The organism is Streptomyces sp. NPDC056160, from assembly GCF_042268205.1.
GTDB lineage: Bacteria > Actinomycetota > Actinomycetes > Streptomycetales > Streptomycetaceae > Streptomyces.
On sequence record NZ_JBHJUW010000008.1, the window covers coordinates 77,046 to 103,996 of the forward strand.

The following is a 26,951-nucleotide window of genomic DNA, read 5'->3' on the forward strand; positions in this document are numbered from 1 at the left end:
GTTGGCTTTCGGCCAGCCCGTCGGTTCGTCGTGCTCCGACGGACCGGGCCGGCCCTGGCCGACTGCCCGGATCGTCGAATTCCGGCCGGTCCCCGACCCGTTGGCCTCCGATCGACCGCCGGTCCTTAGCCCTCCGATCGACCGCCGGTCCGTAGCCCTCCGACACACCGGTCGCACCGCCGGCGTCCCACTGCCCGGCCGAAACGGCACAGTTGACGGCCCGCCGGCGAGCCGTGAAGATCAGCTCGCCCCGCGCCGCGGCCGCGCGGCGGCAGTGCCTGAGACCGGGGAGCCTCGACGCCATGCCCGACCGGACACCCACCCGCCGGCCCACGGCCCTGGTGATCGGCGCGAGCGCCGCGGGGCTGTTCACCGCGGCGGCGCTGGCCGGGTCCGCCGACGTCACGATCGTCGAACGGGACGTCCTGCCCGCCGGTGCGGCGCCGCGCCGCGGTGTGCCGCAGGCCCGGCACGCGCACCTGGTGTGGAGCGGCGGGGTGCTCGCCTTCGACGCGCTGCTGCCCGGTGTCGTCGACGACGTCGTGGCGCGGGGCGGTCGCCTCGTCCGCATCATGGGCGACATGGTCTCGCGGGCCCCCAACGAGGTCTGGTTCCGCCGCTTCCTCGCCACCCACCACCGCAACCTCGCCAGCTCCCGTGACCTGCTCGACGCCGTCCTGCGCGACCGTGTCCTCGCCCACCCGCGGACAGCGCTCCGGCAGGGGACCACCGCCCTCGGGCTGGAAGGCGACGCCCGCCGCGTCACCGGCCTCCGCGTCCGAGACGACACCGGCGAACGCATCCTGACCGCCGACCTCGTCGTCGATGCCTCGGGGCGCGGCTCGCGCACCCCCCACTGGCTCCGAGCCCTCGGACTCCCGCGCGTCACCGAGCGCAGGGTCGACGCCGGCATCACCTACGCGACCCGCGTCTACCGGGCTCCCGGTACCACCGCGGCCACCGGGTTCCCGCTCGTCAACGTGCAGGCCAACCCGTCGAGGGCGCCGGGGCGGGGAGGCATCGTCCTGCCCGTCGAGGGCGGCCGCTGGATCGTCACCCTCGCCGGAACTCGCGGCGGGGAACCGACGGGCGACCCCGGTGCCTTCGCGGAGTTCGCCAGGCGCCTGGCGGACCCGGTCATCGGCGCGCTCATCGAGAACGCCGATGCTGTCGGCGGCGTCACCGTGACACGCGGCACCGCCAACCAGCGCCGCCACTACGAGAAGATCAGGCGCTGGCCCGACGGGTTCCTCGTCCTCGGGGACGCGGTCGCCGGGTACAACCCCGTCTACGGACACGGACTGACCGTCGCCGCACAGAGCGCCGTCGCCGTCCGCGACCTGCTGCGGACGACCGGCATGACCACCCCGGGCAGCGGGCGTCTCCTCCAGCGTGCCGCCGCCCGCCCCGTCTCGGCCGCCTGGAACCTCGCGGTCGGACAGGACGCCTTCTACCCGGACGCCACCGACACCCCGCCGAGCCTTCCGCAGCGGCTCCTCGCGCGCTACGTCGACCGCGCGGTGGCCACGGGAGCCCGCAGCCCGCGTGCCCTGGGCGCCCTGCTGGATGTCATGAGCCTGGAGAAGCCGGCCACCCGTCTGTTCGCACCCGACATGCTCCTGCCCATGCTCCTGGGCCCGAAGAAGAAGCACCTTCCCGGCCCCCCGCTGACCGAGGCGGAGTGGGAGGCGGCCCTGCCGTAGCCCACGTCACTTCGCACATCCCGCTCCTCACTAGGTAGACTGACCTACCTAGTGAGACAGGGGAGTGCGATGAGTGAATCCGGTGCTGCGGCCCCGCAGCCCGCGACGCGGCGGGGAACCGCGCGGGAGAAGCTGCTCGCCGCCGCGGCGCGCCGCTTCTACGCGGACGGCGTGTCGGCGACGGGGATCGACACGATCACCGCCGAGGCGGGTGTGGCCAAGATGAGCCTGTACAACAACTTCTCCTCCAAGGCCGATCTGGTCCGGGCCTACCTGGACGCCCGGCACGAGGAATGGCTCGGCCTGTACCGGCGGCGACTGGAGCGGGCCGAGGACGCACGCGCCGGCGTGCTGGCCGTCTTCGACGCCTACGCCGATCACGCCGCGTTCGCCTACGAGCGCGGGTTCCGCGGCTGCGGCCTGCTGAACGCGGCTGCCGAACTGCCGGCGGGGGACGAGGGCCGGGCCGTCGTACGCCGGCACAAGGAGGAGGTCGAGGCCCTGCTCGCCGGGCACGTCGGGGAACTGCTGCCGGGGCGGCCCGAGGAGGCCCGCGCGACGGCGGAGCACCTGGCGTTCCTGCTGGAGGGCGCGATGGCACGCGCCGGCCTGGAGGGCGCGGGTGCGCCCCTGGAGCGCGCCCGCGCGATGGCCGCGGACCTGGTGGGCGGGCTGTGACCCGGTCCGCAGGACCCGCGGCCGGCTCGGTGCGCACGGGATCGGTGTGCGTACTCGTGGCGTCGGCGCTGTGGGGGACGACCGGTACGGTCGCGACCTTCGCCCCGGACGTGGGGCCCCTCGCGATCGGGGCGGTGGCCATGGGGCTGGGCGGTCTGCTCCAGGCACTCGTGGCCGCGCCGCGCATCGCCCGGGAGGCGCCCCGGTTGCGGGCCCGGGGCGGTGTGGTGCTGCTCGGCGCCCTGGCGGTGGCGGCCTATCCGCAGGCCTTCTACACCTCGATGCACCTGGCGGGGGTCGCGGCGGGGACGGTGGTCTCGATCGGTTCGGCACCGCTCGCCTCGGCACTGATCGAGCGGGTCGTGGACGGGCGCAGGCTGACGCGCCGCTGGACGGCCGGCGCCGCCCTGGGTCTGTCCGGGACGGCCCTGCTGTGCGTGGCCGAGGCGGCCGGGGGACACGCCGGGCCCGGCGGTCACTCCACGGGGACGACCGTGCTGGGGGTGGGGCTGGGGCTGGTGGCCGGCCTCACCTACGCCCTGTACTCCTGGGCGGCCCACCGCCTGATCGGCGGCGGTGTCTCGGCCGGCGCGGCCATGGGCACCGTCTTCGGCCTGGGCGGACTGCTGCTCCTGCCGGTGCTGACGGCCACCGGGGCGCCGCTCCTCGACTCGTCGTCCAACGCGGCTGTCGGCGCGTACATGGCGCTGGTGCCCATGTTCACCGGCTACGTGCTGTTCGGCTGGGGCCTGGCGCATGTTCCCGCGAGCACGGCGACCACGCTCTCGCTGCTGGAACCGGCCGTGGCGGCGGTCCTGGCCGTCGTGGTCGTCGGTGAACGCCTGCCTCTGCCGGGCTGGGCCGGCGTCGCCGCGGTCGTAGCCTGCCTCGCTGTACTCACCACGCCGCCCCGCCTCGCCCGTGGGCCCCGCCCCGCCCGGCAGGCCGCCCCCTGAGCAGGCCCCGCCGCGCCGCCCTGCCGGGCCGACGTCACTTGTACTGGGCGATCTGGATCAGGTTGCCGCACGTGTCGTCCAGTACGGCGGTGACCACCGGGCCCATCTCCACCGGCTCCTGGGTGAAACGCACCCCGAGTCCGCGCAGCCGGCGGAACTCCGCGTGCACGTCGTCGACGGCGAAGGATGTGAGCGGGATGCCGTCCGCGACCAGCGCCGTCTGATACGGCTTCACGGCGGGGTGGCGGTCGGGTTCCAGCACCAGTTCGGTGCCGTCGGGGTCCTCCGGCGACACCACGGTCAGCCACCGGTGCTCGCCGAGCGGGACCTCGGTCTTCTTCGCGAAGCCCAGGACCTCGGTGTAGAAGCGCAGGGCTTTGTCCTGGTCGTCGACGAAGACGCTGGACAGGTGGATCTTCATGGGGTGTTCTCCGGCGCATCGGGCCTGAGCCATCGGGTCACGATGTGCTCAAGCGGTGCGGTGTTCAGGTCGTGGAACTTGTAGCGGCCCTCGCGGCGCACCCGGACCAGGCCCGCGGCTTCCAGGACGGCGAGGTGCTGGCTGACCGCCTGGCGGGACAGGCCCAGGCCGTGTCTGGTGGTCAGGCGCGCACATATCTCGAACAGGGACTGTCCGTCCCGCTCCGCCAGCTCATCGAGGATGCGCCGGCGGGTGGGGTCGGCCAGCGCCTTGAAGACATCTTCCGGCACGACCCCACCATAGGCAAGTCGCCGCTTGCCTGACAATCGCCCCTCACGGGCGGCGGCGTGCCGCGGCTTCGCGGCCGGACGCTCCTGCGCGCGGGCGGTGCTCAGTCGCCGGGGACGGGGCCGTCGGGGGGCAGGGCAGGGGTCAGGACCCGGGTGCCAGCAGGTCGTCCACTTCGGCCGCGAAGAGCAGGGCGGGGTCGAAGCCCATGCCGGTGAAGTGGCCGGCCAGTTCCAGGGACAGGACACCGTGCAGCCGGGTCCAGAACGTCAGGGCCCGGTGGAGAACGAGGGGTGGCCCGGGGTGGGCACCGGCCCACTCCCGGTGGTCCGCGAGGTGGGCGTCGAACGGCGTCGCCACACTGTACGGGGTCTGCCCCGCCCAGGCGTCGAGCAGCAGCGTCATGATCCGCTCGGAGATGCCGGTGATGTCCGCGGGGGCGTGGTAACCGGGCACGGGGGTGCCGTAGATGAGGAGGTACCGCTGCGGGTCCGTCAGGGCCCAGTCGCGCAGCGCGTGCGCCAGCCCGGCCGGGTCGGCTCCGGCGGCCGAGGCGGTGGCGAGCGTGTCGGCCAGGCTGCGGTACGCCTCCCGGACGAGTTCGGTGATCAGGTCGTCGCGGCTGGCGAAGTAGCGGTAGAGCGCGGGACCGCTCATGCCCATCCGCTTGGCGATCGCGTTGAGGGAGAGTGCGGACGCCCCCGCCGTGGCGATCTGCTCCCAGGCGTGTCCCTTGATCTCCGTACGGACCTGGGCGCGGTAGCGCTCCCGCGGGTTCTGTGCGTCCGGCGTCGTCATGGCCCGGCTCCCGCCTCCTCCGCCGTTCTCGGGCTACGGCCTCAAGTGCTGGTTAGAAGCTATCACGCAACCGGTTGACCGCCCGCTCCAGGTGGTTATAACCTCTAACGAAAGTTCAAGCTTCTAGCTCACAAGGGGTTGTGTCATGTCCTCCCGTCTGCGCGGCACCGCTGTCCCCGCCGTCCTGCTCACCCTCCCGCTGGTCGCCGGCCTCCTCGGCGCCGCCGCGCCCGCCGGGGCCACCCCCCGCGCCGCCCACTCCCTCACCTGCCGCGGAGAGGGCGTCGATCCCCGGGCCCGGATCCGTTACCGCACCGAGACCGTGATCCACGCCCCGCTGCGCACCATCTGGAAACTGCAGACCGACGTGGAGCGCTGGCCGACCTGGCAGGCCCCCGTCACGAGCGCGGAACGCCTCGACCACGGCCCGCTGAGGACGGGCTCGGCGTTCCACTGGACCACCCCGGTGCCTCCCAACCCCGCGACCCCCGCCACCCGTCTGGACATCACGTCGACCGTCCGCCAGCTCAGGCACGGCTCCTGCGTCCGCTGGACCGGCCCCGCGGACGGTGAGGGCCTGCACATCGACGGCGTCCACGTATGGAACTTCACGAAGGTCAGGGGTGGTGTCCGGGTGAGCACCGAGGAGACCCACACCGGTCCCCAGGTCGACGCGAACGTCCCCGCCGCGACCGAGATCCTCCGGCAGGGCCTCGAAGCGTGGCTGAGCGACCTGCGGACGGCGGCCGAGGCCCGCGCGCACCGCGAGGCGCACTGAACCGCCCGGCCCCTCGTCCCCGGCCGCTGCTCCGCGCAACGGCCTACCGCCACCGCCGCCGGGCAGCGGCTACCGCCGCCCGCCGGCCTGCCGTTCGGCTTCCCGCGGTACACCGCCGGCCTCTTGGCGGGAGCCGGCCGGCGCGGGTCCCGCGGCGCACCCGGTGCGCGCGGTGACCACCATCACCGCCGGCCGGAGCGAGACGACCGCGGCGCCCGCGTACAGCGGCGCGGTGTAGCCCAGGCCGGAACTGATCACGAGCCCGCCCGGCCAGGCACCCAGGGCGTTGCCGACGTTGGAGGCCGACACGTTGGCGGCGGCGAGCGGGGTGCCGCCGGCGGCGTCGGTGACACGGGTGATCATGCCGGGCACACCGGCGGCGGGCGACGAGCGAGCCGATGCCGAAGAAGGAGCCGTGGCACGGGGCGGCGATGACGCGGCCGAGCAGCGCCGCGGCGTAGGCGGGGGCCACGGCGGTCAGCGGGTTGCCGGCGACGAACAGGGCCATCAGGGCGACGAGGACGGTCTTGCGGTGCACACGGGTGGTGGCGGCGGTCAGCACGATCGCCCCCACCGCCATGCTCAGGGCGTACCCCGAGACGAGCCACCCGGCCACGGCGGCGGACACACCCAGGTCACGGCTCACCTGGGGGAGCAGGCCCGCGATCACGAACTCGGTCAGGCCGATCCCGAAACCCCCGAGCCCGAGCGCGGCAAGACCCGCGGGCACCCTTCGCGCATCCCCGCCCGCCTCCATGATGTTCACGTAAACATGATGGCGGGGTCCTCACCCCCTACAAGAGCCTTCCCCACGGCCGGCCCCAGGCCGGGCGCCGCCCCTGCGCGCGGACCTCAGCCCCGGTAGGCGGCGATCGCGAGCCGCACGAACGAACGGACCAACGGGTTCACGTCGCCCTCGCTCCATGCGACCACCACCGGACTCGGCGCCATGCCCGCCAGCGGCACCACGGCCAACCCCTCCGGCACCTCGTGTCCGACAGGGGTCATGCCGACCGTGCCGTTCCACAGGACCGCCTGCCGGCATTCCTGGACGGTGCGCACCACGGGTCCCTCGCGGCGTCCGTCCCCGTTCCAGTACGACTGCCAGAGCGGGTCGGTGCCCTCGGGGAACAGGAACCAGCGGCGGTCCGCCAGTTCGGCCGGCTCCAGGCTGCCACGGCGGGCCAGCGGATCGTCGGCGCGCAGCAGTGCGCCCACCGGATCGGCACGCAACTCCCGCACGCTCAGGCCGGTCCCGTCGAACGGCCCCCGGGTCAGGGCGACATCGACGAGACCGGCGTGCAACCCGCAGGTGGGGTCGGTCAGATCGGTGTCACGGACCCGGACCTCGACGTCCGGGTGGCGTCGGCGGTACGTGTCGGCCAGCCGCGCCGCCGCCGGGTCGGTGCTGTCGCCCAGGATGCCGATCGTGACGGTGGCGGCACCGGCCGCCGCGGCCACGCGCACCGCCGCCCGGTCGGCCTGCTCCAGCAGCGCACGCGCCTCTTCCAGCAGAACCGCTCCCACCGCGGTGAGCGCGACTCCGGCTGACGAACGCTCGAACAGTGCGGCGCCGGTTTCGGCCTCCAGACGCTTGATCGCCCGGCTCAGCGGAGGCTGGCTCATGTGCAGTCGGGCGGCCGCCCGGCCGAAGTGGAGTTCCTCGGCGACCGCCACGAAGTAACGCAGCGTACGTAGCTCCATGGTGCGACGATACCCGTTCGGTATCGAGGTTCTGGAACGGGTCTTGGACAGGCCCGCGCCCCCGGCAGTGGAATCGGAACATGACCCACACACCGAGCACCAGCCGGCCCACCACCGACCCCGCCGTGTCGGTGGTCGGCCCGGACGACGGCGAGACGATCTCCCTCGGCACCACACGCATGCGGATCCTGGAGGACGGCAGCAACACCGGTCACCGCCTCGGGATCGCCGAGTCGGTCCTCGCCCCGCACACCCCCGGCCCGCCGCAGCACCGCCACGCCCAGCACGACGAGGGTTTCTACGTCATCTCCGGCACGGTCCGCTTCACCGTCGGGGACGAGGAGCACGACGCGAGCGCGGGCACCCTCGTGATGGTCCCGCCCGGAGCGCCGCACACCTTCGCCAACACCACCGACCGGCCGGCCGTCATGCTCAGCACCTTCACGCCGGACCTCTACGTGCAGTACTTCCGCGATCTGCAGGACATGTTCGCCGGCGGCGCGCCACCGACCCCGCAGGCGAGCATCCGGACGATGAGCCGCTACGCCACCGAGCCCGCCACCGACTTCATGCCCCGGCCGGAAGGGCGCCGCCGGGCGGAAGGGCGCCCCCGGGCGGAAGGACACAACGGGCCTGCCGCCGACGGGGACCAGCACGGCCGAAGCCTTCCGAACCCGTGACACGTGTGTGCTCGGCCCTGATACCCACGTGTTCCCCCGCAACCGACGGCAACGAACGGAACCATGAACGCCGCATATTGGGTCCTCGCCGGCCTGCTGGCCCTCTTCTATCTCTACGGGGGCACCCTGAAAGTCCTGCGGAGCCGCGACCGGCTCCGGCCGATGATGGCCTGGGTCGACAGCATGCCGATGCCGGCCGTCAGAGCCCTCGGGCTGACCGAAATGCTCGGCGCGTGCGGACTGGTCCTGCCTCCGCTGACCGGGATCGCACCCTGGCTGGCTCTGGCCGCGGCCGTGGGGTTCACGGCCCTGCAGATCGGGGCGGTGAGGGTCCACCTGAGCCGAGGAGACCGCCGTATCGCCCTCAACCTCACGCTCCTGTCCGGCGCGGCCGTGACGGTCTGGCCGGCGACGACATGGCTGTGACATCTGTTCCCTCGTCAGGGCCGGCGACGTCCACTGACGTCCGGTCGCGGTCGGGTTCGCGGTTGCCCCCCCGGGCCCTGGGCCGGTTCTACCGGGCCGCCGCGTCCGGGGTGCCAAGGCGCTGGCCGAGGAAGAGGGCGGCGCGGTCCAAGGCCTCGTCGGCCTCGTCGAGGACACCGGCGAAGGCCTGGAACACGTGGGGCACGTCGGCCGTGACGTCCAGGACGACGTCCACTCCGGCCGCCATGGCCCGCGCGGCCGTGCGCGTGGAGTCGTCCAGGAGTATCTCGTTGGTGCCGGCCTGCAACAGCATGGGCGGGAAACCGGTCAGGTCGGCGAGGACGGCCGGGCTGAGCAGCGGGTGGTGCGGGTCCCGCCCGGCGAGATACATGTCTTCGGTCGGCCGCAGGCCCTCACGTGTGAGGAACGGATCGACGCCCGCTTTGGTGCGCATGCTCTCTCCCGTCCGGGTGGCGTCGAGCCCGGGGGAGAACGCCACGATCGCGGCGGGCAGGGGCAGCCCCGCGTCGCGGGCGGCGAGGCAGGTGGTCACGGTGAGTCCTCCCCCGGCGGAGTCGCCCGCGAACGCGATCGCCCCCGGTTCCGCACCGCTGTCGAGGAGCGCGCGGTAGGCGCTCAACGCGTCCTCGATCGCCGCCGGGAACGGGTGCTCGGGAGCGAGCCGGTAGTCCAGCGAGAGGGCACTGAAGCCGGTCCTGGCCACGAGGTTTCCGGTCAGTGACAGCGCCGTCTCGGGAGACCCCGACACGTAGCTGCCGCCGTGGAAGTACAGGATCGTCCCGGGGCGCGCGCCGGTGACCGGCTCGACGAGGAGCGCGGGCCGCTCGCCGAGTGTCGCGGCGGTGGTGCGGATCCCGGGCGGCACGATCATCTCGGCCATCAGCGCGCTGAACCCGGCCCGGATCTCCTCGATCGACCGGGGGCCCTGTGGCCGGAGCCGCCGCACCATCGCGTCGATCTTCGCCCGCTGTTCCTTGCTCATCGTCATAGCCTCCGTCTGCCAGTAGATGCCACTACACTATATGCCATGGCATATAAATCTGTTGACGGTTCTGATCGATGCGATGACCCTGACGGCATGGCGGGCTTCTTCGACGACCTCGTCCGCTGTGAGACGCGGCTCTACAACGCCCTGAACGACCGGCTCCGCGAGCAGCACGGCATCGTCACCTCGCAGTACGAGTTCCTGCGCCACATCCGGGACCACCCGGGGTGCCGGGTGGCCGACCTCGCCACCGTGTTCGCCATCGGCATCGGGGCGACCAGCAAGAGCGTCGACCGCCTGGAGAAACGGGGCTGGGTCGTCCGGCAGCCGAACCCGGCGGACCGCCGCTCATCGCTGCTGGCCCTGACCGACGACGGCGCGGGGCTGGTCGAGGCGGCGCAGCGAACCTTCACCGAGCGGCTGGCCGAACTGGTCCGGGACACCTTCGGAAGCGCCCGCACGGCCCTCGTGGCCCAGGCGCTCTCGGAGCTTCGTTCCGCGCTCGAACGCGACCGGATCGGCATGCCGACAGGCTGATCCGGGGGCGCCGCTACGCCCGGCGCCCCCGCCTGAACTTCGCGACGGCTTCCGGGGTGACCGGCGTGAAGAAGTTGACGAGGTTGCCGTCCGGGTCCCGCAGCAGCAGCGACCGGTTCCCCCAGGGCATGGTGGTGGGGCCGGCGACGAAGTCGCTGACGAGGCCGGTCAGGTTCCGGTGCACCTGGTCGACGTCGTCGACCAGGAACTCGATGATCACGCTGTGGTTGTCGGCCGGGCGGGCGGAGCCCGGCGCGAAGAGCGGGACGGTCCGGGTGCCGGCGACGGCGAGGGTCGCCGTGGGGGTCTTGAGTTCGGCGAAGTCCTCGGTGGACCAGACCGCCGCAGTTCCGGTGGCCTTCTCGTAGAAGGCGACGAGGGCGGCGACGTCGCCGCTGATGATGCGAACCGAGACGAAGTCCATGGTGTTCTCCCTTGCATGACCGGAAGCCCGTCCTGAGCGACCGGTGGTCGGTGACGTAGTCGAAGGTAGAACAGATAGAGGACAGAATCGGTCCAGTATTGTCCGTAGACTCCGCCTCATGTCCCGACCCACCGGCCGTGTGCTCACCCTTCTGGAACTGCTGCAGTCGGGCGGCACCCGGACCATGACCGAACTAGCCGACCGGCTCGGCGTCGACCCGCGCACCGTGCGCCGGTACGTCGACCACCTGATCGACCTGGATGTGCCGGTCGAGGCGGTGCGCGGCCGCTACGGCGGTTACCGCCTCGCGCCCGGCTACCGCCTGCCCCCGCTCATGCTCAGCGACGACGAGGCGCTCGCCGTGTCGCTCGGCCTGGCCGTCGCCCGCCGGTCCGGACCGGCGGTGACGACCGCGACCGCCAGTGAGACTGCGGCGGCGAAGATCCGGCGGGTGCTGCCCGAGCGCCTCGCCCGCCGCCTCGACGCGGTGCTGGAATCCCTCGCCTTCACGGCACCGCCCGGCGACTTCGCCGCGCCCGACGCCGCGGTCCTGCTGGCCGTCGCCGACGCGGTTCGCCACCGCCGGCCCCTCTCGATCAGGTACACCGACCGCCGGGGCCGGCGCAGCGAGCGCACGCTGCACCCGTACGGGCTCGTGGCCCACTCGGGACGCTGGTACGTCACCGGTGCCGATCCCGGCATCGGGGAGGACCGGACCTTCCGCCTCGACGGCATCACCGACGCGCGGATCCTGCCCGGATCGTTCGAGGCGCCCGACGGCGCCGACCCGGCACGGCGTGTCCTGACCGGTTTCGCCACCGCGGTATACCGGCACGAGGTGACCTTGCGCGTCCACGGGACGATCGAGGAGATCCGCGCCCGGCTCCCCGCCCACATCGCCACAGTGCAGGAGCAGGAGCAGGAGCAGGAGCAGGAGCAGGAGCAGGAGCAGGAGCCGGCGACGGACGCGGACCCGGCGGCCGCCCGCTGGTTCCGTGTCGAATTGCGGGCGGAACGGCTGGACTGGCTGCCCGGGGTGCTGGCCGCACTCGACCGGCCGTTCGTCATCGAACGCCCGGACGAACTGCGCGACCTAGTCACCGCGCTCGCCGACCGCCTGGCGGCCGGTGCCCGCCGCACCTGAAGCCACGGTGCCGGTCGGCAGGCGGAGGGACGGGCCCGACGCCGGCGGCGACCGGGGGAGGGGAGGGCCGAGGTTCCGTCGCCGGGATGTCCACTGTCCTGCCGGACCGACCCCGGTCGGCCTCCTACCGGCGCTCGGAGTGGTGCAGCTTGCGGGCGGCCTCGTGGCGGGTGTGGACACCGAGTTTGTTCAGGACCGCGCCCACGTGATGTCCGGCCGTCTTGGGGGTGATGTAGAGGCGGGCGGCGATCTCGGCGTCCGACAGGCCCTCGTTCAGCAGCTTCAGGACGTCCAGCTCACGGTTGGTCAGCCCGTAGGGATTGGCCCGGGTGGCCGCCCGCGGGCCACGGCGGACCGGGCGGACACCGCGGGCGCGCATCAGGGCGCGGGTGCGCGCCACGGCCGGCCGGGCGCCGAGTACCTCGAAGGCCGCCAGGGCCTGGTGCAGTGCGGGAGCGTCGCCGCCGGACAACCGGGCCAGCGCGGCGTCGTACGGGCAGCCGAGTCCGTCCCAGCGCTCCGCGGCGCCGGCCACGTCACCGGCCAGCTCCAGCGCGTAGGGTTCCGCCGCCGGGACCGGCGGCGGCGTTCCCCCCGCGCGGCGGATCCAGCAGGCCAGCGGGCCGGACAGCCAAGGGTGGTCGCGCTCCTCCAGTGCGGCCAGGCCGCGGCGTGCCTCGGCCTGCACCCGCTCGTGGTCACCGGCCAGCCAGGCCGCCTCCACCCGGGCCTCCCACTCCAGACCCGTGTCCAGCAGGCAGTCCGAGTCGACCAGGCCCGCCGCCTGCTCCAGCAGCGGCCACACCTGACCCCTGCCCCGGCGGGCCCGCACGAGGGCCAGCACGGCCAGCGCCACCGCCCGGGCCACCGGCGGGGAGCCGGGATGGCACAGCACCTTCTGCGCGGCACCGGCGGCCTCAGGCCAGGAGCCCTGGTTCAGCAGTCCCCATCCGGCCCAGGCATGCGTGCACAGCAGGTAGGTCGGCAGCTCGCGGTCGAGGCAGTAGGCCTCCGCCCGGCTCACCGCTTCGCTGTTCCGGGCGACATCACGCCGCAGTGCGGTGAACCAGGACATCACGACCGCCGACTGGGCCGCGTCCACCGGCAGCTCCTGCGCGATCGCGTCCGACACGGCCCGCTCGCACTCCTCCCAGTCGTCCCCCTCGCCCAGCACCCGTGCCGCCGCAGCGTGGAAACGCGCCTGGACGACCGTGCCCGCGTCGCCGAAGCGCTCCCCCAGCGCGATCGCCTTCTCGGCGTACGAGGCGGCCACGGGCACCGGAGCGTGCCCGTAGCAGGCCAGCTGACACAGGTTCAGGTAGGCGCAGGCCAGCTCCCGGCTCGGGGGCAGCCCTTCGAGCACCCGCACCGCGTCCCGGCCGATCCGCCTGGCCTCGACGGCCTGCCCGGCCGGCCACAGCCAGTTCGACAGCCAGCGCAGGTCCTCCCCTTCGCGCAGCCGGTCGCCGAGCCCGTGGCGCAGCCGCACCGCCGTGCGGCGAGAAGCGACCCCGTCGTCCAGCTGGCTGGAGAGGAGACAGGCCCGTGAATGTCCCTCCAGCAAGGAGGCTCGTCGATCAGGCGGCAGACCGTCGGCGTAGCGCAGGGCGCGGGCGTACTGGGCGGCTGCTTCCCGGTGGGCGCCCAGCGCGGCGGCACGCGCGGCGGCGGCGGGCGCGTACTCCAGCACGGCGGCCGGATCCCGCGCGGCCTCGGCGTGATCGGCCAGCAGCGCCAGGTCGTCCGCGGCGGTGGCGCCCGAGCGCATGGCCGCCAGCACCTGCCGGTGCACGTGCAGCCGGCGGGCGGCGGGTACGGCCTCCAGCACGGCCAGCCGGGTGAGTTCATGGCGGAACTCGGTGATCTGTCCCTCGGTGCGCACGATGCCGCAGGTCACGGCCTCCTCGAGCCCCTTCTCCGCGCCGGGAAGGATGCCGGTCAGCAGCGGCAGCGACACACGGTGCCCCAGGACGGCCAACACGTCGACGACCGTGCGTGTCGGGGCCGACAGGCCCACGAGACGACCGGCGACGGCCTCGCGCACGGTGGCCGGGATCGTCTCGGTGGGCGCGGCCAGGATCTCGGCGACGAGGAACGGGTTGCCCCCGGAGACGCGGTACAACTGCTCGGCGTCCACGGTGTGTCCCGCGGCGAGCCGGGCCACGGCCCGGCGGCTCAGTGGGGCCAGGTCGTGCCGGTACACCCACGGATAGCGGGCCAGGGTGCCCAGCAGCGCGGTCAGGTGAGGGGTTCGACCGATCTCGTCGTCGCGGTAGGTGGCCACCACGAGCGCGGGGACGCCCGGCAGGCGCCGGGCCAGGTAGCGCAGCAGGTCCATCGTGGCCTCGTCGGCCCAGTGGATGTCCTCCACGACCAGCAGGCTGGGGCAGCCGCTCAGGTCGGCGAGGAGGTGGTCGAAGACCTCGTCGGACCGGCAGGTCCCGGCCAGCGCTCCGGTCAGGGCGGTGCGCACGGGCCGCCCCAGGCGCGGAGCGAAGTCCATCAACGGGCCCAGGGGACGGGGCGTGGCCAGCAGGTCGCAGGCGCCGACCAGGACCCTGACGCGGGGATCCGCCGACCGGGCCAGCCGGTGCACGACGGTGGACTTGCCGATGCCGGCCTCGCCGCGCACAAGGGCAAAGCCGCCAGGGCCGGTTACGGCCGCCTGCAGGTGACCGGCGAGGTCCTGGAGCACAGCCTCTCGCTCTAACAGGTCCATTACCAGCCAGTCTGCCCCCGGGGCCGGAGCCGCGCAAAAGATCCAGACCGGGGACGGCACACCGACCGGTCGGGTGGAGCCACGGACCGGCGGGGCGAAAGGTGGGGTGTGCCCGGGCGGAACATGGGGCGTCCACCCGATGCGACACCGTTCAGCGCGTGGAAGGCTGACGGAAGAGTTCCAGAACCCGGGCCTCGCGGATTGCGCATCGAACCGGGGTGTGCCCAGCGTGTACCGGGCCGCCCGGCGAGTCGGCCGCCGCGCGCCGCTGGAACCAATACGGAAAAGACTTTCCGTATTCGAAACATTCTGGCCGACCGGCAGAAATCAATCGCACTCACCGGAGAAAAACGTCATGATCAAGCGCATCGCAAAGCGTACGGCCGTGCTGACCGTCTCGGCAGCCATTGCCGCGGGTGGCGCTCTGGCCCCTTCCGCCGCCTTCGCCTCCCCGGAGCCCACAGGTACTCACGCGTCGGTGCCGTACGACAACGGTAACCACGGACGTGGAAATGGCCAGCGGGCGAACAACAACAACAATAACAACAACAACGGAGGCAGGCGGGCGAACAACAACAACAACAACAACAACAACAACAACGGCGGCAGGCGGGCGAACAACAACAACAACAACAACAACAATAACAACAACAACGGCGGCAGGCGGGCGAACAACAACAACAACAACAACAACGGAGGCAGGGGCGGGAACAACAACAATAACAACAACAACAACAACGGAGGCAGGGGCGGGAACAACAACAATAACAACAACAACGGCGGAGGCGGAAACAACAACAACAACAATAACAACAACAACGGAGGGAGGGGCGCGAACAACAACAACAATAACAACAACGGCGGCGGAGGCGCGAACAACAACAATAACAACAACAACGGCGGAGGCGGGAACAACAACAACAATAACAACAACAACGGCGGAGGCGGGAACAACAACAACAATAACAACAACAACGGCGGAGGCGGGAACAACAACAATAACAACAACAACGGCTGAACTTCAGCGGTCCGACCGGGTGGTGGCACCCGGCCGGACTTGCGTTTGTGCGGCTCCGCCAGGCTTACGATCCCGCGTTCTGGCTACAGTTGACGTTCTGGGTTCCGGTGAAGGTGTTCCCCTGTCCGACCTGCCCCATCGGGTAGCAGACCTGAATGAGTGAGATGCCGCTCAGAATCGAGAGGAGTCCTCTGTCACCCTGGGCCTGGGTGCCGGCATTGTTATTGTTATTGTTGTTCACATTGCCGTCGCCGTTGTTGTTGTTATTGTTGTTGTTCGCTCCAGCTCCGTTGTTGTTATTGTTATTGTTGTTGTTCCGTGCGGCGAGGCAGTCGTCTCCCACCCGGAGCTGCCCCTTCGGGGAGCAGGCTTCGATGAGCGACCTGCCGCCCAGAAGCGAGAGAAGTCCTCCGTCGCCCTGCGCCTGGGCACCGGCGCTGCTGAAAAGCACCGCTGCCGCCGCGGCGATGCTGATCGTGGCACATCGCCTCGTGAGCTTCATTCGACCGACCTTTCGTCGTCCCTGGTGCCGCGTCCTGACTTTCCGTGGCAAGGATGGCGACGGCAGGCCCCGGACGATCACGTGGCACGCTGTGACGTCAGCCTTTTCCCCCGTACAGCCGCTCCGCGGCGCGAATCGGGCGCGGCGGGCGGTCTTCGTCCGAGCGTGCTCGACGACACGGGAGGTCCGGCCGGGCGCAGGGCCTCGACGGCGCAGGAACGGCAGAGCAACGCCCCTGCCTCCAGAGGCAGTTGACGGCCATTGCGGCGTAGCTCAGAGCATGGAGCTGGGCATGCGAGCGCACGACGCGTGGAGCGCGCAGGACACGGCCAAGAGGTTGCGGGCGATCATCGACGAGCTGTTCGACCGCTTCTATGCAGCGGGGTCCCGTGGGGCGCCAGGACGAGCGGGCGGCGTTCCTTGAGGGCGTCGTCGGCGGGCCGGCCGACGAGTCCGTCCGCGTACCCGGCCCGGAAGCCGGTGAGCGTCCTCATGCTGCACGGAACGACGACCATGGCATCGGTCCGGAACGAGCCCGACGACACGGCGGCGGCCTGGTCCCCCGGACGGTGCACGACATCGGCGAGGTCGCGCACGTCCCGTACCGTGCGGTCCGTCTCCAGCTCGATCGTGGTGCGGGCCACCGGCTGAGGATGAGGTGTGTCTCCAGCCCGGCCAGCGCACGCAGCGCCTCCAGCAGCCGGATCCCGAGGATCGCCCCGGTGCGCGGACCGGCGCCGACCGCGCCGGCCGGATCGTCGTCGAGTTGACACGAACGACGTTCGTGCATAGAACGATGTTCGTGAACAGGAATGTGAGCCAGGACATGGACGTGACCGTGGTGGGTGCCGGGCCGGTGGGGCTCGTGCTCGCCGCGGAACTGGCGCTCTGCGGAGCGCGGGTGCAGATAATCGAACGACGGGCCGAGCCGGACCCGGCGATGAAGGCGGGCGGGATCAACGTGCCGACGGCCGAGGCTCTCGACCGCCGCGGCCTGCTGCCCGCCGCCGAACAGGCGCAGCGAGAGTTCCTCGAACGGGTGGGCCCGCTGGCCCGCCCGCGCGCCGACCGGCAGCCGGAGGACGGTCGCAGGGCGGGTGTGCCGCGGTTCACCGGGCATTTCGCCGGCCTCGTCCTCGACGCCGGCCTCGTCGACTGGTCCGATCCCGACCTCGCCGCGCACACCGCCGTCGCCGGCGCGAGGATGGTGCCCCAGCGTGAGCTGGAGTCGATCCTGACCGATCACGTCACACGGCTCGGCGTACCGCTGCGGCGCGGGGTGGAGGCCACCGCGCTCGAAGACACCGGCGACGGCGTACTGGTCGACACCACCGCCGGCACGATGCGCACGGGCTGGCTGGTCGGGTGCGACGGCGGCCGCAGCACCGTACGCCGCCTCGCGGGCTTCGCCTTCCCCGGCACCGAGCCCGAACTGACAGGGCGCGTCGCGGTCGCCGACATCGCCGACCCGGAGAAACTCGCCGACGGATGGACGTGGTCGACCCAGGGGGCCTACCGCTGCGGGCCGCAGCCGGGGCGAGTGGTCACCGTCGAGTTCGAGGTCACTCCCGCCGACCGTGCGGCGCCCGTCACCCTCCAGGAGATGCAGGCCAGCCTGCGCCGGGTCTCGGGCACCGACGTCACCCTCACCGCGCTGCACGGCACCGCGACCCGTTGGACCGACAACGCCCGCCAGGCCGCGACCTATCGGTCGGGGCGCGTGCTCCTGGCCGGCGACGCCGCGCACGTGCACTCGCCGTTCGGCGGCCAGGGGCTCAACCTCGGGGTCGGCGACGCGATGAACCTCGGCTGGAAGCTCGGCGCCGTGACCGCCGGGTGGGCGCCCGAAGGGCTGCTCGACACCTACGACACCGAGCGGCGCCCCCTCGGCGCCCGGGTGCTGGACTGGACGCGGGCCCAGACCGGGGTCATGCGCGGGGACGCCAAGTCGGCCGCCCTCCGGAAGGTCGTCGCGGACCTGCTGGGCACCCAGGCGGGCGCGACCCACACGGTCAAACGGATCTCCGGCGTCACCCAGCGCGTCCACCTGCCCGGTGACCACCCGTTGGTCGGGCGGTTCGTCCCCGACGTGTGGCTGCGGGACGGCTCCCGTCTGGCCGACCACGGCCACGGCGGAGGGTTCCTGCTGCTCGACCGCACACCGGACGGCAGGTTCGCACGCCTCGCCGAGGACTGGACGGGGCGCGTGGGCGTCGTGACCGACACCGGCGACCACGCGACGCCGGCCGCGATGCTGGTACGGCCGGACGGTGTGGTGGCCTGGGCCTGCGACACCCCTGACACCCCCGCGGGCCCCACCCTCGAAGAGACCTTGCACCGATGGGCCGGCACACCGGCAACCGCGGCCGGGCAGCGGCCGGTGAGCTGATTCCTGTCACACGAGGGCACGCCGAAGGGCGCGAACCGCCCGCTGACAGCTGCCCGAGTTCCGGCCGCACGGCTGGGCACGTCGTGTTCCGGCCGGCACGCCCGGGCCACGTGGCCGCTTACCCCGCCTCATGTGCCGTTCCACGCCGACCGGTTCACCTCCGGCCACGCCGGCCACGGCCGGTCCGCGCTCTTGCAGCAACGCCAAGTGTCCCCTCACCGTCGACATGTGTTCTTGTCGATGGAAGGGATTCCACTTGGCCGCACCCGCCGCCCCCGGACCGCAGAACCGCATCGAGCTGTGGCAGGGTCACATCCTTCTCTGCCTCGCCCGACTGATACAACGCCTCCTGGCCGGCCGACGCACGCGGCTGGACGTCGCCCTGCGCAACTGGGCCATGCGTGGCGCCCACGCCCGCGGCATCGACCCACGAGTCATCACACGTGCGGTCGGGCTGAGCAAGGCACAGGTGCGCAAGGCACTGGGCGGCAAACGGCCCACCGGCGAGCAGCCCGGGCCGGAGGGAGCCCGCGCGGGTTGCGGGAGGGACGGGACGATCGCCTCCCGCCTCCCGCAGGACGGTCCGCGAACGGCGGCGGGCACCGACCGTCCATGACGCCGTAGGACCGGCCCTCGCGCCGCAGGCGGGCCCGCGGCGTGGTCCCCCGGGCCCGGGGTGCGGTTTCCCGAACCCCGGATCCGGGGGACCGCACGATCGACCGCCGTGTTCCGCCCGCCGAGGATGAGGGCATGGCTCATACGGAGACGGACATCGGGCCGGCGGTCGCCGCCCGTGCCGAGGACCTGCACCGCGACCACGGGAGAGGAACGGCCGTCGTGCGGGCGTTGCGCGGGGTGTCGCTGACCCTCGCGGCCGGGACGTACACGGCGGTGATGGGTCCCTCGGGGTCCGGCAAGACCACGCTGCTGCACTGCCTTGCTGGAATGGACCGTCCCACCCGGGGAGCCGTGTGGTGGGGCGGCACGGAGGTGTCCCGGCTCCCCGAGCGGCGGCTCGCCGAACTGCGGCGCAGCCGGGTCGGGTTCGTGTTCCAGTCGTTCAACCTGATGCCGGCGATGACGGTCGCGCAGAACGTCGAGCTCCCGGGGCGGCTGGCAGGTGAGCGGCCCGACCGGAGCCGGGTGCGGGACGCGATCGCCCGGGTCGGGCTGACCGGGCGCGAGGGGCACCGGCCCGGGCAGTTGTCCGGCGGCCAGCAGCAGCGGGTCGCGATCGCCCGCGCCCTCCTCTCCCGGCCCCATGTGCTCTTCGCCGACGAGCCGACCGGCGCCCTGGACCGGGCCACCGGCCACGAGATCCTCGCCCTGCTGCGCGCCGGTGTGGACCGTGACGGACAGACCTGCGTGATGGTCACCCACGACCCCGTCGCCGCCGCGTACGCGGACCGGGTCCTCCTGCTCGCGGACGGCCTGGTGGTGGACGAACTGGACCGGCCCACCGTCGACCGGGTCGCCGAGCGCCTGGGCCGGCTCGGCGGTCGCCCGTGATGGCCTCGATCGCCCTCGGTCAGATGCGCCGGCGGCCGGCGGCCTTCGTGGGCCTGTCGACCGCGCTCTTCCTCGCCGTCGCCACCGTCACGCTCTTCGGCTCGCTGCTGGCCGCCGACCTCGTGGCGCCGGCCGCTGCCCGGCGGCCGACCGAGGGACCGGGCCTGAAGGTGATCGCCGGTGCCTTCGGCGAGATCGCGGTACTCGTCGCGTTCTTCGTCGTGGTCAACGCGCTGGGCTTCGCTCTGCGCCGGCAGCACCGCGAACTGGCCCTGCTGCGCACCGTCGCGGCAACACCCCGCCAGACCCGGCGGCTGGTGCGTGGCCAGGTCGTGGCGACCACGCTGCTGGTGACCGTGCCGGGCTGGTGCGCCGGTACGGTCACGGCCCGTCGTTTCCTCGCGGAGCTGCAGCACCGGGGAATGGCGCCCCCGGACGTGCGGGTGCCGTGGACTCCGCTACCGGCGCTGGCGGCGTCGGTTGCGGCACTCGCCGTGGGCCTGGTGGCCTCGGCCGTGGCGGTCCGGCGGGTGTCCCGGATGGCGCCCGCAGCCGCCCTCGCCGCTGACTCGACCGAGCACGCGCGGACCGGCGTACCGCGCCTGCTCGCCGCAGTCGCCACGGCGGCAGCCGGCGGCCTGCTGCTGCGACTGGCCGCGACCCGTCCGGCGGACCAGGTGGACAAGGCCGGGCAGGCGGCGCTGCTCGCTTCCCTGGTGCTCCTGATCGCGGTCGCCCTGGCCGGCCCGCTCGCGGGGCGCGTCCTCGCGGCGGTGCTGGGCGCACCGGTGCGCGTGCTGGCACCCGGAGCCGGGTGGCTGGCCGACGCCAACCTGCGCGGGTACGCACGGCGGCTGTCGTCCGCCGTGGTGCCGGTCGCGCTGCTCGTGGGACTCTCGGGCACGATGTCGCTCATGACAAGCACTGCCGGGCACGTGGCGCACACGAATACGGCCATGACCGCGACGACGACCAGTGTCACCTCTGCCACGGATGCCTGGCTGCGCCAGGCCGAGTTGGGCCTGCTGCTGTGCTTCGCCGCAGTCTCCACCGTCAACACCCTGATCGCCGTGACCGCCGAGCGGCGCAGGGAGTTCGCGCTGCTGCGGCTGGTCGGCGCGACCCGGCCGCAGTTGATGCGCATGCTGGCCGTGGAGGCGGTGCTGACCGCGGCGGTGGGCATCCTGCTCGGTGCCGGGGTCGCGGGCGCCGCGGCGGCGGCGTTCAGCACGGCGCTGACCGGCTCCGCGGTGCCGTCCGTCCCGTCGGCCGCCTGCGGGTGGACCCTGGCGGGCGCGGCCGTCCTGACCGTGCCGGGCATCCTGGCCACGGGGGTGCGAGCGGTACGAGGCCCGGCCGTCGAACTGGTGGGCGACAGCCGTGACTGAGGGCCGCCGAGCGCCGGCGGACGGGGAAGCGGCTCGCGCGCGTACACCCCTGCCCGTAGCGCGGGGCACCAGATCACGCACGTCCCCCGTCCGCGTGGTCCTGCCGTCGCCCGTCGCAGGAACACGCCCGCCCGCCCCGGGCGGACCGGCCGGGGCGGAGGGGCTTCGGCATGGCTGAGCGGTGGCCAAGCCTGTCCGTGCGGGGCGGGGAGTGGGTCTTCGCCGTCGCCGGGCTGCCGCTCGCGGTGCTGGGGGGTGCGTACGCGCTGGCCGTCGTCTACGCGGGTGCGCTGCTCTTGCTCACCGTGCTGGGCCTGCCGTTCGTGGCAGCCGCGTTGCACGGCGCACGAGGGCTCGGCATGCTGCACCGCAGGCTGGTCGGCCGGTTGCTCGGCTCGTACGTCGAGGCACCGGGTGGACTGCCTCGTCCGCGGGGGGCGGTCGCCCGGTGCCGTGTGGTGCTGACCGACCCGGTCGCCTGGCGGACGTTGCTCTACCTGGTGCTCCGGCTGCCGCTCGGCGTGCTCGGATTCGCCGTGGCCGTCGCGCTGCCCGCGGGTTCCCTCTGGCTGACCGGCTTCCCGCTCTGGGGCCGCCTGCTGCAAGCCGGCCCGCGCCCGGGAATCGGGCTGGAGGCCGCCTCCGTCCTGCTGGGCCTGGTGCTTCTGGCCGCGGTGCCCGGCGCGCTCCGGGCGCTGAGCGACGCAAACCGGGGGCTGGCCCGGCTGCTGCTCGGCCCGGCCCGGGCCCAGCGGCGCGTCAGGGAGCTGGAGAGCGCCCGTGCCACCCTTCTCACGGAGAACACCGACCGGCTCCGCAGACTGGAACGCGACCTGCACGACGGGACCCAGGCCCGGCTGGTCGCCCTCGCCATCACCTTGTCACTGGCCGGGGACGCGCTCGCTCCCACCGCCGGACCGGATGTCGGGCGCCTGCGCGGCCTGGTGGACCGCGCCCGCGGCCAGACCGACGAAACCATCGCGGAACTGCGCCAGCTCACCCGGGGCATTCATCCGGTGGCACTGGACGGTGGCCTCGACGAGGCGCTGCCCGGCCTCACCGCGACCTCGCCGGTACCGGTCACGGTCCGGGTGGACCTCCGGGAGCGCCCGGACCGCGTGATCGAAAGCGCCGTCTACTTCTGCGCCGCCGAGCTGCTCACCAACGTCGCCAAGCACAGCGGCGCCCACTCGGCCGAACTCACGGCGAGCGCGGTCGGCGGCCGCGTCCGGCTCACCGTACGCGACGATGGCCGCGGTGGAGCGGCGCCCGGAGGCGGGACCGGTCTGACCGGGCTGGCCCAGCGGCTCGCAGCGGTCGACGGTGTCCTGCGGGTCGACAGCCCGCACGGTGGTCCCACCGTGGTCACCGCCGAGCTGCCGGCCCGCCTGTGACCGCGGGTCTCAGCGCCCGCCGCTCTCCGCGAGATACGCCAGGACGGCCTTCACCCTCCGGTTGTCGGTGTCGCAGGCGCGCAGGCCGAACTTGGTGAAGACGGCGGCGGCATGCTTCTCCACCGCACGCTCCGACACCATCAGCACGGTGGCGATGGACCGGTTGGAGTGGCCCTGCGCCATCAGCTCCAGCACCTCGCGTTCGCGTGGCGTCAGGGAGCCCACCCCGTGGTGCCGTCCGCCGCGCATCAGCCGGGTGACGATCTCGGGGTCGAGGGCGGTGCCCCCGGCGGCCACCCGGTGCAGCGCGCTCACGAACTCGGAGGTACGGGCGACCCGTTCCTTCAGCAGGTAACCGATGCCCGCCGCGCCGTCCGCGAGGAGCCGGGAGGCCCAGGCGGTTTCGACGTGCTGGGAGAAGACCAGGATGCCGACTTCGGGCGTCCTCGCCCGGATCTCGACGGCCGCCCGGATGCCCTCGTCGGTGTGGGTGGGCGGCATCCGGATGTCCACCACGGCCACGTCGGGCCGCTGCTCGGACACGGCGGCGAGCAGGTCGGGCGCGGTGCCGGCGGTGCCCACCACCTCGCATCCACGGGTGCCGAGCAGCTCCACCATCCCGTCGCGGAGCACGACGGAGTCCTCGGCCAGTACTACGCGCAGGCGGCTGTCGATCACGACGCCATTATGGGACGCGTCCCGCCTTCGGTGCCCGGTGTGTGCGGAGAAGACCCGGCCGCGCACAACAGTGAAGGCCCGGTGGACACCGGGCCTTCACTTTCGTAGCGGGGACAGGATTTGAACCTGCGACCTCTGGGTTATGAGCCCAGCGAGCTACCGAGCTGCTCCACCCCGCGTCGACACGGTGAACTGTACGGCATCGGGCCGCCCAGGGCGAACCGGGTCCAGTCCACGCTCTGGGGCGGCACGACTCACGCTAGTTCGGGTTGCGGTTCGCCGGCCTGGGATTCCGGGGACCGGGGCGGCGCGGATCGCTGTCCCGGGAGCGGCACCGGCGTCTCCTGCGCATCCCACCGCTTGGTGGTCCGCAGGTAGAAGAGGACCACCGAGGCCATCGCCAGGAGCAGGAGCGGCCCGTAGAGCCACGGGAGGTCGGCCATCTGCAGGGGGAGCCAGCGGTACGCCAGCAGGAGCGCGGTGAAGACCGTGGCGCCGTAGGAGATGAGCTGGACGGCCGAGCGGTCCCAGCCGCGGGCGAACGCGCGCATCGCCGCCTCGACGGTGAGCGCGAACACGACGCCGGCGACCAGGTCGCAGCCGTAGTGGTAGCCGAAGCCCAGCGTCGCGGTGAGGGTGGCCACCAGCCAGAACGCACCGGCGTAGCGCATCGTCCGTGAACCCTTGCGGGAGTGGATGAAGAGCGTCGTGGCCCACGCCGTGTGCAGGCTCGGCATGCAGTTGCGCGGGGTGATCCCGTCGAACGGCATCGCGTGCGGGGCGCCGATCGGCGGCATCGTGCCGGGCCACAGGTCGGCCGTCGCCCAGTGACCGCCGTCGGTGCCGTAGGCGAAGACCGGTCCGACCACCGGGAAGATCATGTATATGGCCGGCCCGAGCAAGCCGATGACCAGGAAGGTGCGGACCAGGTGGTGGGCCGGGAAACGGCGCTCGGTGGCCACGTGACGCAGTTGGTACAGCCCGACGATGGCCGCTGCCAGGGGGAGCTGGCCGTACACGAGGTGGAGACCGTGGTAGCCGATCGATCCGCTGGCCTCGACGAGCCGGCCCACCAGCCAGGACGGGTTGCCCAGCGCGTGATCGGCGGTCGCCACGTACTGGTCGAGCACCTGCGGACGCGTCTTCGACGTGATGAGCAGCCAGGTGTCGCCCGTCTTGTGCCCGGCCACCAGCAGCAGGGCCAGCCCGACGCCCTTCAGCAGCAGTGCGCGCTCCCGGCCGCTGCGGCGGGTGACGGCGAGGATCGCACAGCCGAGGACCACCCACAGGGCGCCGTTGCCGAACTCCAGTGGGGCGCCGGCTGCCCACCGCACCAGCAGGAAGACGAGGTCGATGCCGACCGCCGTACCGGCCGCGATGAGCCGCTGCCGCCAGGTGAGCACCACCATCAGCAGCGCCAGACCCGCGTACAGCAGCGGGCCCGAACTGGGATTGAAGATCACCTCCCGCGCCTGGTTGGTGAGAGGCCCCCGCAGGCCGTAGTGGCGCGCGGCGCATTCCAGCGCGACGAGGAATCCGAGGGTCACCACACTCGCCGTGGCCCACAGGATCACCCGCGGCCGACGCCACGCCGCGGAGTCGGGGTCACCGTCGGTCCGCGGGGATATCAGTGTCGGTATGTTCTTCAATTGTTTGGCCCATTTGGTAGACGTCGGACAAAGAGGTCGCTCATCGTGCTGGTCGGTACGCTTCTGCGGTGAAGACCGGGCGATCGGGGCGATCGCCGCGAGTTCGAACATGCTAACGGCAGGTGTGGGCGGGTTTCGCCGCTGCCGGAGGCCGCCGGGCCGTGCGCTGCCGCGCTTGATGAGGGACCTCGACGTCGCGGGCGGTGGACCAGCCCGATGGGGCGCTGTCAGGAGTCCATGAGAGGTGCTGTCAGGAGTCCACCCGGGGTGCTGTCGCCGGAGGGGAATGGAGCCGGGGGGCCGGGGCACACGGGTCGTCGTACGACCCCTGTGGATCACCGCGACGAGGGAGAATCCCGATGCTCATGGCACACCCCACCGTGCTGAGGAACCTGCTCGAGCAGTACGACACGATGCGGATCCTGCACGCCGAGGACGGCAGTCCGGAGGTGCGTCGGCGTATGGAGGACCTCGCGTACACGCTGTGCGTGTCCACCGGGACCCGTGACATCGACGCCGCCCTCGTCGCGGCCCGACACCAGCTCCCCGGCGCCCGCCCGCAGGACGACTCCCTCCTGTCCGTCTGAGGGGGGAGGGACCGGGGGAGGGGCGCGTCCGTACCCTCGTGGGCCGCGCCCCGCCGACGGGCGGCGTTCACGTCACCGCTGCCGTGTCCCCGCTCGCTGGAGGTCGCTGACCGAGGGAGCCGGTGCGAGGCGGTAGAGCTTCTCTGCGTTGGCGTGGGCGATCTTGTGCTGGTCCTCCTCGGGCAGTGTGTGCAGGAGGTCGGCGACCGCCGCGGCTTCGATCCGGTGGAACGGGTAGTCCCCGGACAGCACGATGCGGTCGGCGCTCGTGTGGTCCAGCGCGTGGCGCAGCAGCCGCGGGGTCAGGATGCCGCTGGTCGCCACGTGGATGTTCGTCGCGAAGTACTCGCAGACCCGGCGCTGGAGGCGGGGTGCGAGGTCGGAGAGCCGGTCGGCCCGGTCGAGCCAGAACAGAAGCAGCTCCCCCCGGTGACCCAGGACGATCTGCAGGTCCGGGTGGCGGTCGAACGTGCCGCGCAGGACGAGCCGGAGCGCCGCCACCCCCGCCTCGACGTGCCAGCCCCAGCCGAAGGTGGCCAGCCCCAGGTCGAGGGCCGGACCGAAACCGCTGTAGGACGCCTCGCGGACCGCCTTCGGCGGGATCTGCGGGTGGATGAAGACCGGCCTTCGCAGCGCGGCGGCGGTCGCCAGCACCTCGTCGTAGGCCGGGTCGTCCAGCGGGCGCTCGCCGCAGCGGCCGGCTGGGTCGCCCTGGGCGCCGCCGGGTCCGAGGTCACCTGCGCGGTGCGCTCCCGGTCGCAGGAGCAGCGCGACGATCTGCTCGGCCGCCGGCTTCCCCGCACCGCCGCCGTGCTCGACCTCCAGATGTCGGTGATCCTCCGTCAGTTCATCGGCGGACGGGGGCACTACTGGGCCGCCCTCGCCGGGACCCTGACTCCGCAGGAGGAGTCGGCCCTCGGGGGCGGCGACGTACCGTTCACCGAACAGCCGGTGGTGCGTGAGCAGTCCGCGCGGCCGCGCGCCCAGGACGAGCAACTGCTCGCGGCCCTGGCCGCTGACGCCCGGGCTGCCCTCGCCGACCTCGCCGACCTCGCGGCCGCGGCCGGCCTCACCCCGGGCCGCGCGTCGCGACGGCTGCACGCGCTGCTCTCCGGTGGTGTGGCCTACATCGACGCGGAGATCGCACCGCAGGCCCTGGGGTACCGGGCCCGGGCGAACCTGTGGATGCGCGTCCACCCGGCCAGGGTCAAGGCCGTCGGACGGGCGATGGCGCGGATGCCCGAGGTGGCGTTCGCCGCGGCGGTGTCCGGACCGCACAACCTCCACGCCGCCGTCCACTGCCACGACCTCGACGGGCTCTTCGAGTTCACCAGCGACCGCCTCGGGACCCTGCCCGGCGTCGAGGCGATGGAGATCAGCCCCGTCCTGCGCCACGTCAAACAGGCCGGAACCCGGGTGGACGGCGATCGCCTGAGCGAGCCGCCGAGCGCGGGCACCCGTTGCTGAGGCCGCGACCCGTCGCTGCCCGGTCATGGGCTCATGCGGTCATCTGGTCATGTGCGGCCCTGCGGGGTGCGAGGGGGCGCCGGGGCAGCCGTTCGGGCTCTTCCGGCA

The 26,951-nt window shown here is 72.7% G+C and carries 27 protein-coding genes, 1 tRNA gene and 3 pseudogenes; 16 read left to right on the plus strand and 15 right to left on the minus strand.

The window, feature by feature from the left end:
- Positions 1-302 precede the first annotated feature (302 nt).
- From ACFC02_RS04830 to ACFC02_RS04840, 3 genes are all read left to right on the plus strand, one after another.
- A complete protein-coding gene (locus tag ACFC02_RS04830) occupies positions 303-1,703 on the plus strand; it encodes an FAD-dependent oxidoreductase (RefSeq protein WP_376352206.1) in 1,401 nt (466 codons plus the stop codon).
- 69 nt (positions 1,704-1,772) lie between these two features.
- Positions 1,773-2,381, plus strand: a complete 609-nt coding sequence (locus ACFC02_RS04835) for a TetR/AcrR family transcriptional regulator (protein WP_376352209.1) — start codon at positions 1,773-1,775, stop codon at positions 2,379-2,381.
- Positions 2,378-3,337 carry a DMT family transporter gene (locus tag ACFC02_RS04840; protein ID WP_376352212.1) on the plus strand — a complete coding sequence of 320 codons (960 nt, stop codon included), beginning with the start codon at positions 2,378-2,380 and terminating at the stop codon, positions 3,335-3,337. Before ACFC02_RS04835 ends, ACFC02_RS04840 begins: the two co-directional genes overlap by 4 nt.
- Positions 3,338-3,371: 34 nt before the next feature.
- On the opposite strand, the gene ACFC02_RS04845 is transcribed toward ACFC02_RS04840, so the two are convergent.
- The 3 genes from ACFC02_RS04845 to ACFC02_RS04855 all read right to left on the minus strand — a co-directional run bounded on the left by ACFC02_RS04845 (position 3,372) and on the right by ACFC02_RS04855 (position 4,844).
- Positions 3,372-3,758: a VOC family protein gene (locus ACFC02_RS04845; RefSeq protein ID WP_376352214.1), complete on the minus strand. Its 387-nt coding sequence runs from the start codon at positions 3,756-3,758 to the stop codon at positions 3,372-3,374.
- Complete coding sequence (locus ACFC02_RS04850; protein ID WP_376352217.1) at positions 3,755-4,048, minus strand: ArsR/SmtB family transcription factor; 294 nt, start codon at positions 4,046-4,048, stop codon at positions 3,755-3,757. The genes ACFC02_RS04845 and ACFC02_RS04850 overlap by 4 nt, the downstream gene beginning before the upstream one ends.
- Before the next feature lie 142 nt (positions 4,049-4,190).
- Positions 4,191-4,844, minus strand: a complete 654-nt coding sequence (locus tag ACFC02_RS04855; protein ID WP_376352219.1) for a TetR/AcrR family transcriptional regulator — start codon at positions 4,842-4,844, stop codon at positions 4,191-4,193.
- A gap of 145 nt (positions 4,845-4,989) precedes the next feature.
- Here ACFC02_RS04855 and ACFC02_RS04860 point away from each other — a divergent pair, with 145 nt between their 5' ends.
- On the plus strand, positions 4,990-5,622 hold the full coding sequence (locus ACFC02_RS04860; protein WP_376352222.1) for an SRPBCC family protein: 633 nt from the start codon (positions 4,990-4,992) through the stop codon (positions 5,620-5,622).
- Positions 5,623-5,691: 69 nt separating this feature from the next.
- Here the strand turns inward: ACFC02_RS04860 and ACFC02_RS04865 are convergent, their stop codons facing one another.
- From ACFC02_RS04865 to ACFC02_RS04875, 3 genes and pseudogenes are all read right to left on the minus strand, one after another.
- Positions 5,692-5,985, minus strand: coding sequence for a hypothetical protein (locus ACFC02_RS04865; RefSeq protein WP_376352310.1), 294 nt, complete (start codon positions 5,983-5,985; stop codon positions 5,692-5,694).
- Between the two features lie 61 nt (positions 5,986-6,046).
- A pseudogene (locus ACFC02_RS04870) lies at positions 6,047-6,379 on the minus strand (MFS transporter); the annotation flags it as partial.
- Positions 6,380-6,474: 95 nt separating this feature from the next.
- Positions 6,475-7,326 (minus strand): LysR family transcriptional regulator, encoded by an 852-nt coding sequence (locus ACFC02_RS04875; RefSeq protein WP_376352224.1) that lies wholly within the window; start codon positions 7,324-7,326, stop codon positions 6,475-6,477.
- An 80-nt stretch (positions 7,327-7,406) separates the two neighbouring features.
- On the opposite strand from ACFC02_RS04875, the pseudogene ACFC02_RS04880 reads away from it, so the two are divergent.
- Positions 7,407-7,895 (plus strand): annotated as a pseudogene (locus tag ACFC02_RS04880) (cupin domain-containing protein); the annotation flags it as partial.
- A gap of 174 nt (positions 7,896-8,069) precedes the next feature.
- Entirely contained in the window at positions 8,070-8,432 is a 363-nt protein-coding gene (locus ACFC02_RS04885; RefSeq protein ID WP_376352226.1) for a DoxX family protein, read from the plus strand.
- 88 nt (positions 8,433-8,520) lie between these two features.
- On the opposite strand, the gene ACFC02_RS04890 is transcribed toward ACFC02_RS04885, so the two are convergent.
- Positions 8,521-9,435, minus strand: a complete 915-nt coding sequence (locus tag ACFC02_RS04890; RefSeq protein ID WP_376352228.1) for an alpha/beta hydrolase — start codon at positions 9,433-9,435, stop codon at positions 8,521-8,523.
- A 96-nt stretch (positions 9,436-9,531) separates the two neighbouring features.
- Here ACFC02_RS04890 and ACFC02_RS04895 point away from each other — a divergent pair, with 96 nt between their 5' ends.
- Complete coding sequence (locus ACFC02_RS04895; RefSeq protein WP_376352231.1) at positions 9,532-9,975, plus strand: MarR family winged helix-turn-helix transcriptional regulator; 444 nt, start codon at positions 9,532-9,534, stop codon at positions 9,973-9,975.
- A gap of 13 nt (positions 9,976-9,988) precedes the next feature.
- Here ACFC02_RS04895 and ACFC02_RS04900 read toward each other — a convergent pair whose 3' ends face one another.
- On the minus strand, positions 9,989-10,399 hold the full coding sequence (locus tag ACFC02_RS04900; RefSeq protein ID WP_376352234.1) for a VOC family protein: 411 nt from the start codon (positions 10,397-10,399) through the stop codon (positions 9,989-9,991).
- 118 nt (positions 10,400-10,517) lie between these two features.
- Here ACFC02_RS04900 and ACFC02_RS04905 point away from each other — a divergent pair, with 118 nt between their 5' ends.
- Positions 10,518-11,543, plus strand: coding sequence for a helix-turn-helix transcriptional regulator (locus ACFC02_RS04905; RefSeq protein WP_376352237.1), 1,026 nt, complete (start codon positions 10,518-10,520; stop codon positions 11,541-11,543).
- A 124-nt stretch (positions 11,544-11,667) separates the two neighbouring features.
- Here the strand turns inward: ACFC02_RS04905 and ACFC02_RS04910 are convergent, their stop codons facing one another.
- The gene (locus ACFC02_RS04910; protein WP_376352240.1) at positions 11,668-14,262 is read right to left on the minus strand and encodes an AAA family ATPase; all 2,595 of its coding nucleotides are present in this window, start codon (positions 14,260-14,262) and stop codon (positions 11,668-11,670) included.
- 355 nt (positions 14,263-14,617) lie between these two features.
- On the opposite strand from ACFC02_RS04910, the gene ACFC02_RS04915 reads away from it, so the two are divergent.
- The gene (locus ACFC02_RS04915) at positions 14,618-15,280 is read left to right on the plus strand and encodes a hypothetical protein (protein WP_376352243.1); all 663 of its coding nucleotides are present in this window, start codon (positions 14,618-14,620) and stop codon (positions 15,278-15,280) included.
- A gap of 64 nt (positions 15,281-15,344) precedes the next feature.
- Here ACFC02_RS04915 and ACFC02_RS04920 read toward each other — a convergent pair whose 3' ends face one another.
- Positions 15,345-15,782 (minus strand): hypothetical protein, encoded by a 438-nt coding sequence (locus ACFC02_RS04920; RefSeq protein ID WP_376352246.1) that lies wholly within the window; start codon positions 15,780-15,782, stop codon positions 15,345-15,347.
- 377 nt (positions 15,783-16,159) lie between these two features.
- Positions 16,160-16,572: pseudogene (locus ACFC02_RS04925) on the minus strand (UbiX family flavin prenyltransferase); the annotation flags it as partial.
- A gap of 6 nt (positions 16,573-16,578) precedes the next feature.
- On the opposite strand from ACFC02_RS04925, the gene ACFC02_RS04930 reads away from it, so the two are divergent.
- From ACFC02_RS04930 to ACFC02_RS04950, 5 genes are all read left to right on the plus strand, one after another.
- The gene (locus ACFC02_RS04930; RefSeq protein ID WP_376352249.1) at positions 16,579-18,171 is read left to right on the plus strand and encodes an FAD-dependent monooxygenase; all 1,593 of its coding nucleotides are present in this window, start codon (positions 16,579-16,581) and stop codon (positions 18,169-18,171) included.
- 256 nt (positions 18,172-18,427) lie between these two features.
- Positions 18,428-18,787, plus strand: coding sequence for a hypothetical protein (locus ACFC02_RS04935; RefSeq protein WP_376352252.1), 360 nt, complete (start codon positions 18,428-18,430; stop codon positions 18,785-18,787).
- 134 nt (positions 18,788-18,921) lie between these two features.
- On the plus strand, positions 18,922-19,680 hold the full coding sequence (locus ACFC02_RS04940) for an ABC transporter ATP-binding protein (protein WP_376352255.1): 759 nt from the start codon (positions 18,922-18,924) through the stop codon (positions 19,678-19,680).
- Positions 19,680-21,068, plus strand: coding sequence for an FtsX-like permease family protein (locus ACFC02_RS04945; RefSeq protein ID WP_376352258.1), 1,389 nt, complete (start codon positions 19,680-19,682; stop codon positions 21,066-21,068). Before ACFC02_RS04940 ends, ACFC02_RS04945 begins: the two co-directional genes overlap by 1 nt.
- A 170-nt stretch (positions 21,069-21,238) precedes the next feature.
- Positions 21,239-22,462, plus strand: a complete 1,224-nt coding sequence (locus tag ACFC02_RS04950; protein WP_376352261.1) for a sensor domain-containing protein — start codon at positions 21,239-21,241, stop codon at positions 22,460-22,462.
- Between the two features lie 9 nt (positions 22,463-22,471).
- Here ACFC02_RS04950 and ACFC02_RS04955 read toward each other — a convergent pair whose 3' ends face one another.
- The 3 genes from ACFC02_RS04955 to ACFC02_RS04965 all read right to left on the minus strand — a co-directional run bounded on the left by ACFC02_RS04955 (position 22,472) and on the right by ACFC02_RS04965 (position 24,711).
- Positions 22,472-23,140 (minus strand): response regulator, encoded by a 669-nt coding sequence (locus ACFC02_RS04955; protein WP_376352263.1) that lies wholly within the window; start codon positions 23,138-23,140, stop codon positions 22,472-22,474.
- A gap of 105 nt (positions 23,141-23,245) precedes the next feature.
- Positions 23,246-23,319 (minus strand) — tRNA-Met (locus ACFC02_RS04960).
- 75 nt (positions 23,320-23,394) lie between these two features.
- Complete coding sequence (locus ACFC02_RS04965) at positions 23,395-24,711, minus strand: phosphatase PAP2 family protein (RefSeq protein ID WP_376352304.1); 1,317 nt, start codon at positions 24,709-24,711, stop codon at positions 23,395-23,397.
- Between the two features lie 437 nt (positions 24,712-25,148).
- On the opposite strand from ACFC02_RS04965, the gene ACFC02_RS04970 reads away from it, so the two are divergent.
- A complete protein-coding gene (locus ACFC02_RS04970) occupies positions 25,149-25,376 on the plus strand; it encodes a DUF5133 domain-containing protein (protein WP_376352266.1) in 228 nt (75 codons plus the stop codon).
- Positions 25,377-25,448: 72 nt separating this feature from the next.
- Here ACFC02_RS04970 and ACFC02_RS04975 read toward each other — a convergent pair whose 3' ends face one another.
- Positions 25,449-26,681, minus strand: a complete 1,233-nt coding sequence (locus tag ACFC02_RS04975) for an amidohydrolase family protein (RefSeq protein WP_376352269.1) — start codon at positions 26,679-26,681, stop codon at positions 25,449-25,451.
- On the opposite strand from ACFC02_RS04975, the gene ACFC02_RS04980 reads away from it, so the two are divergent.
- Positions 26,562-26,843 (plus strand): Lrp/AsnC family transcriptional regulator, encoded by a 282-nt coding sequence (locus ACFC02_RS04980; RefSeq protein ID WP_376352272.1) that lies wholly within the window; start codon positions 26,562-26,564, stop codon positions 26,841-26,843. The genes ACFC02_RS04975 and ACFC02_RS04980 overlap by 120 nt on opposite strands.
- The last annotated feature ends 108 nt before the right edge of the window (positions 26,844-26,951 follow it).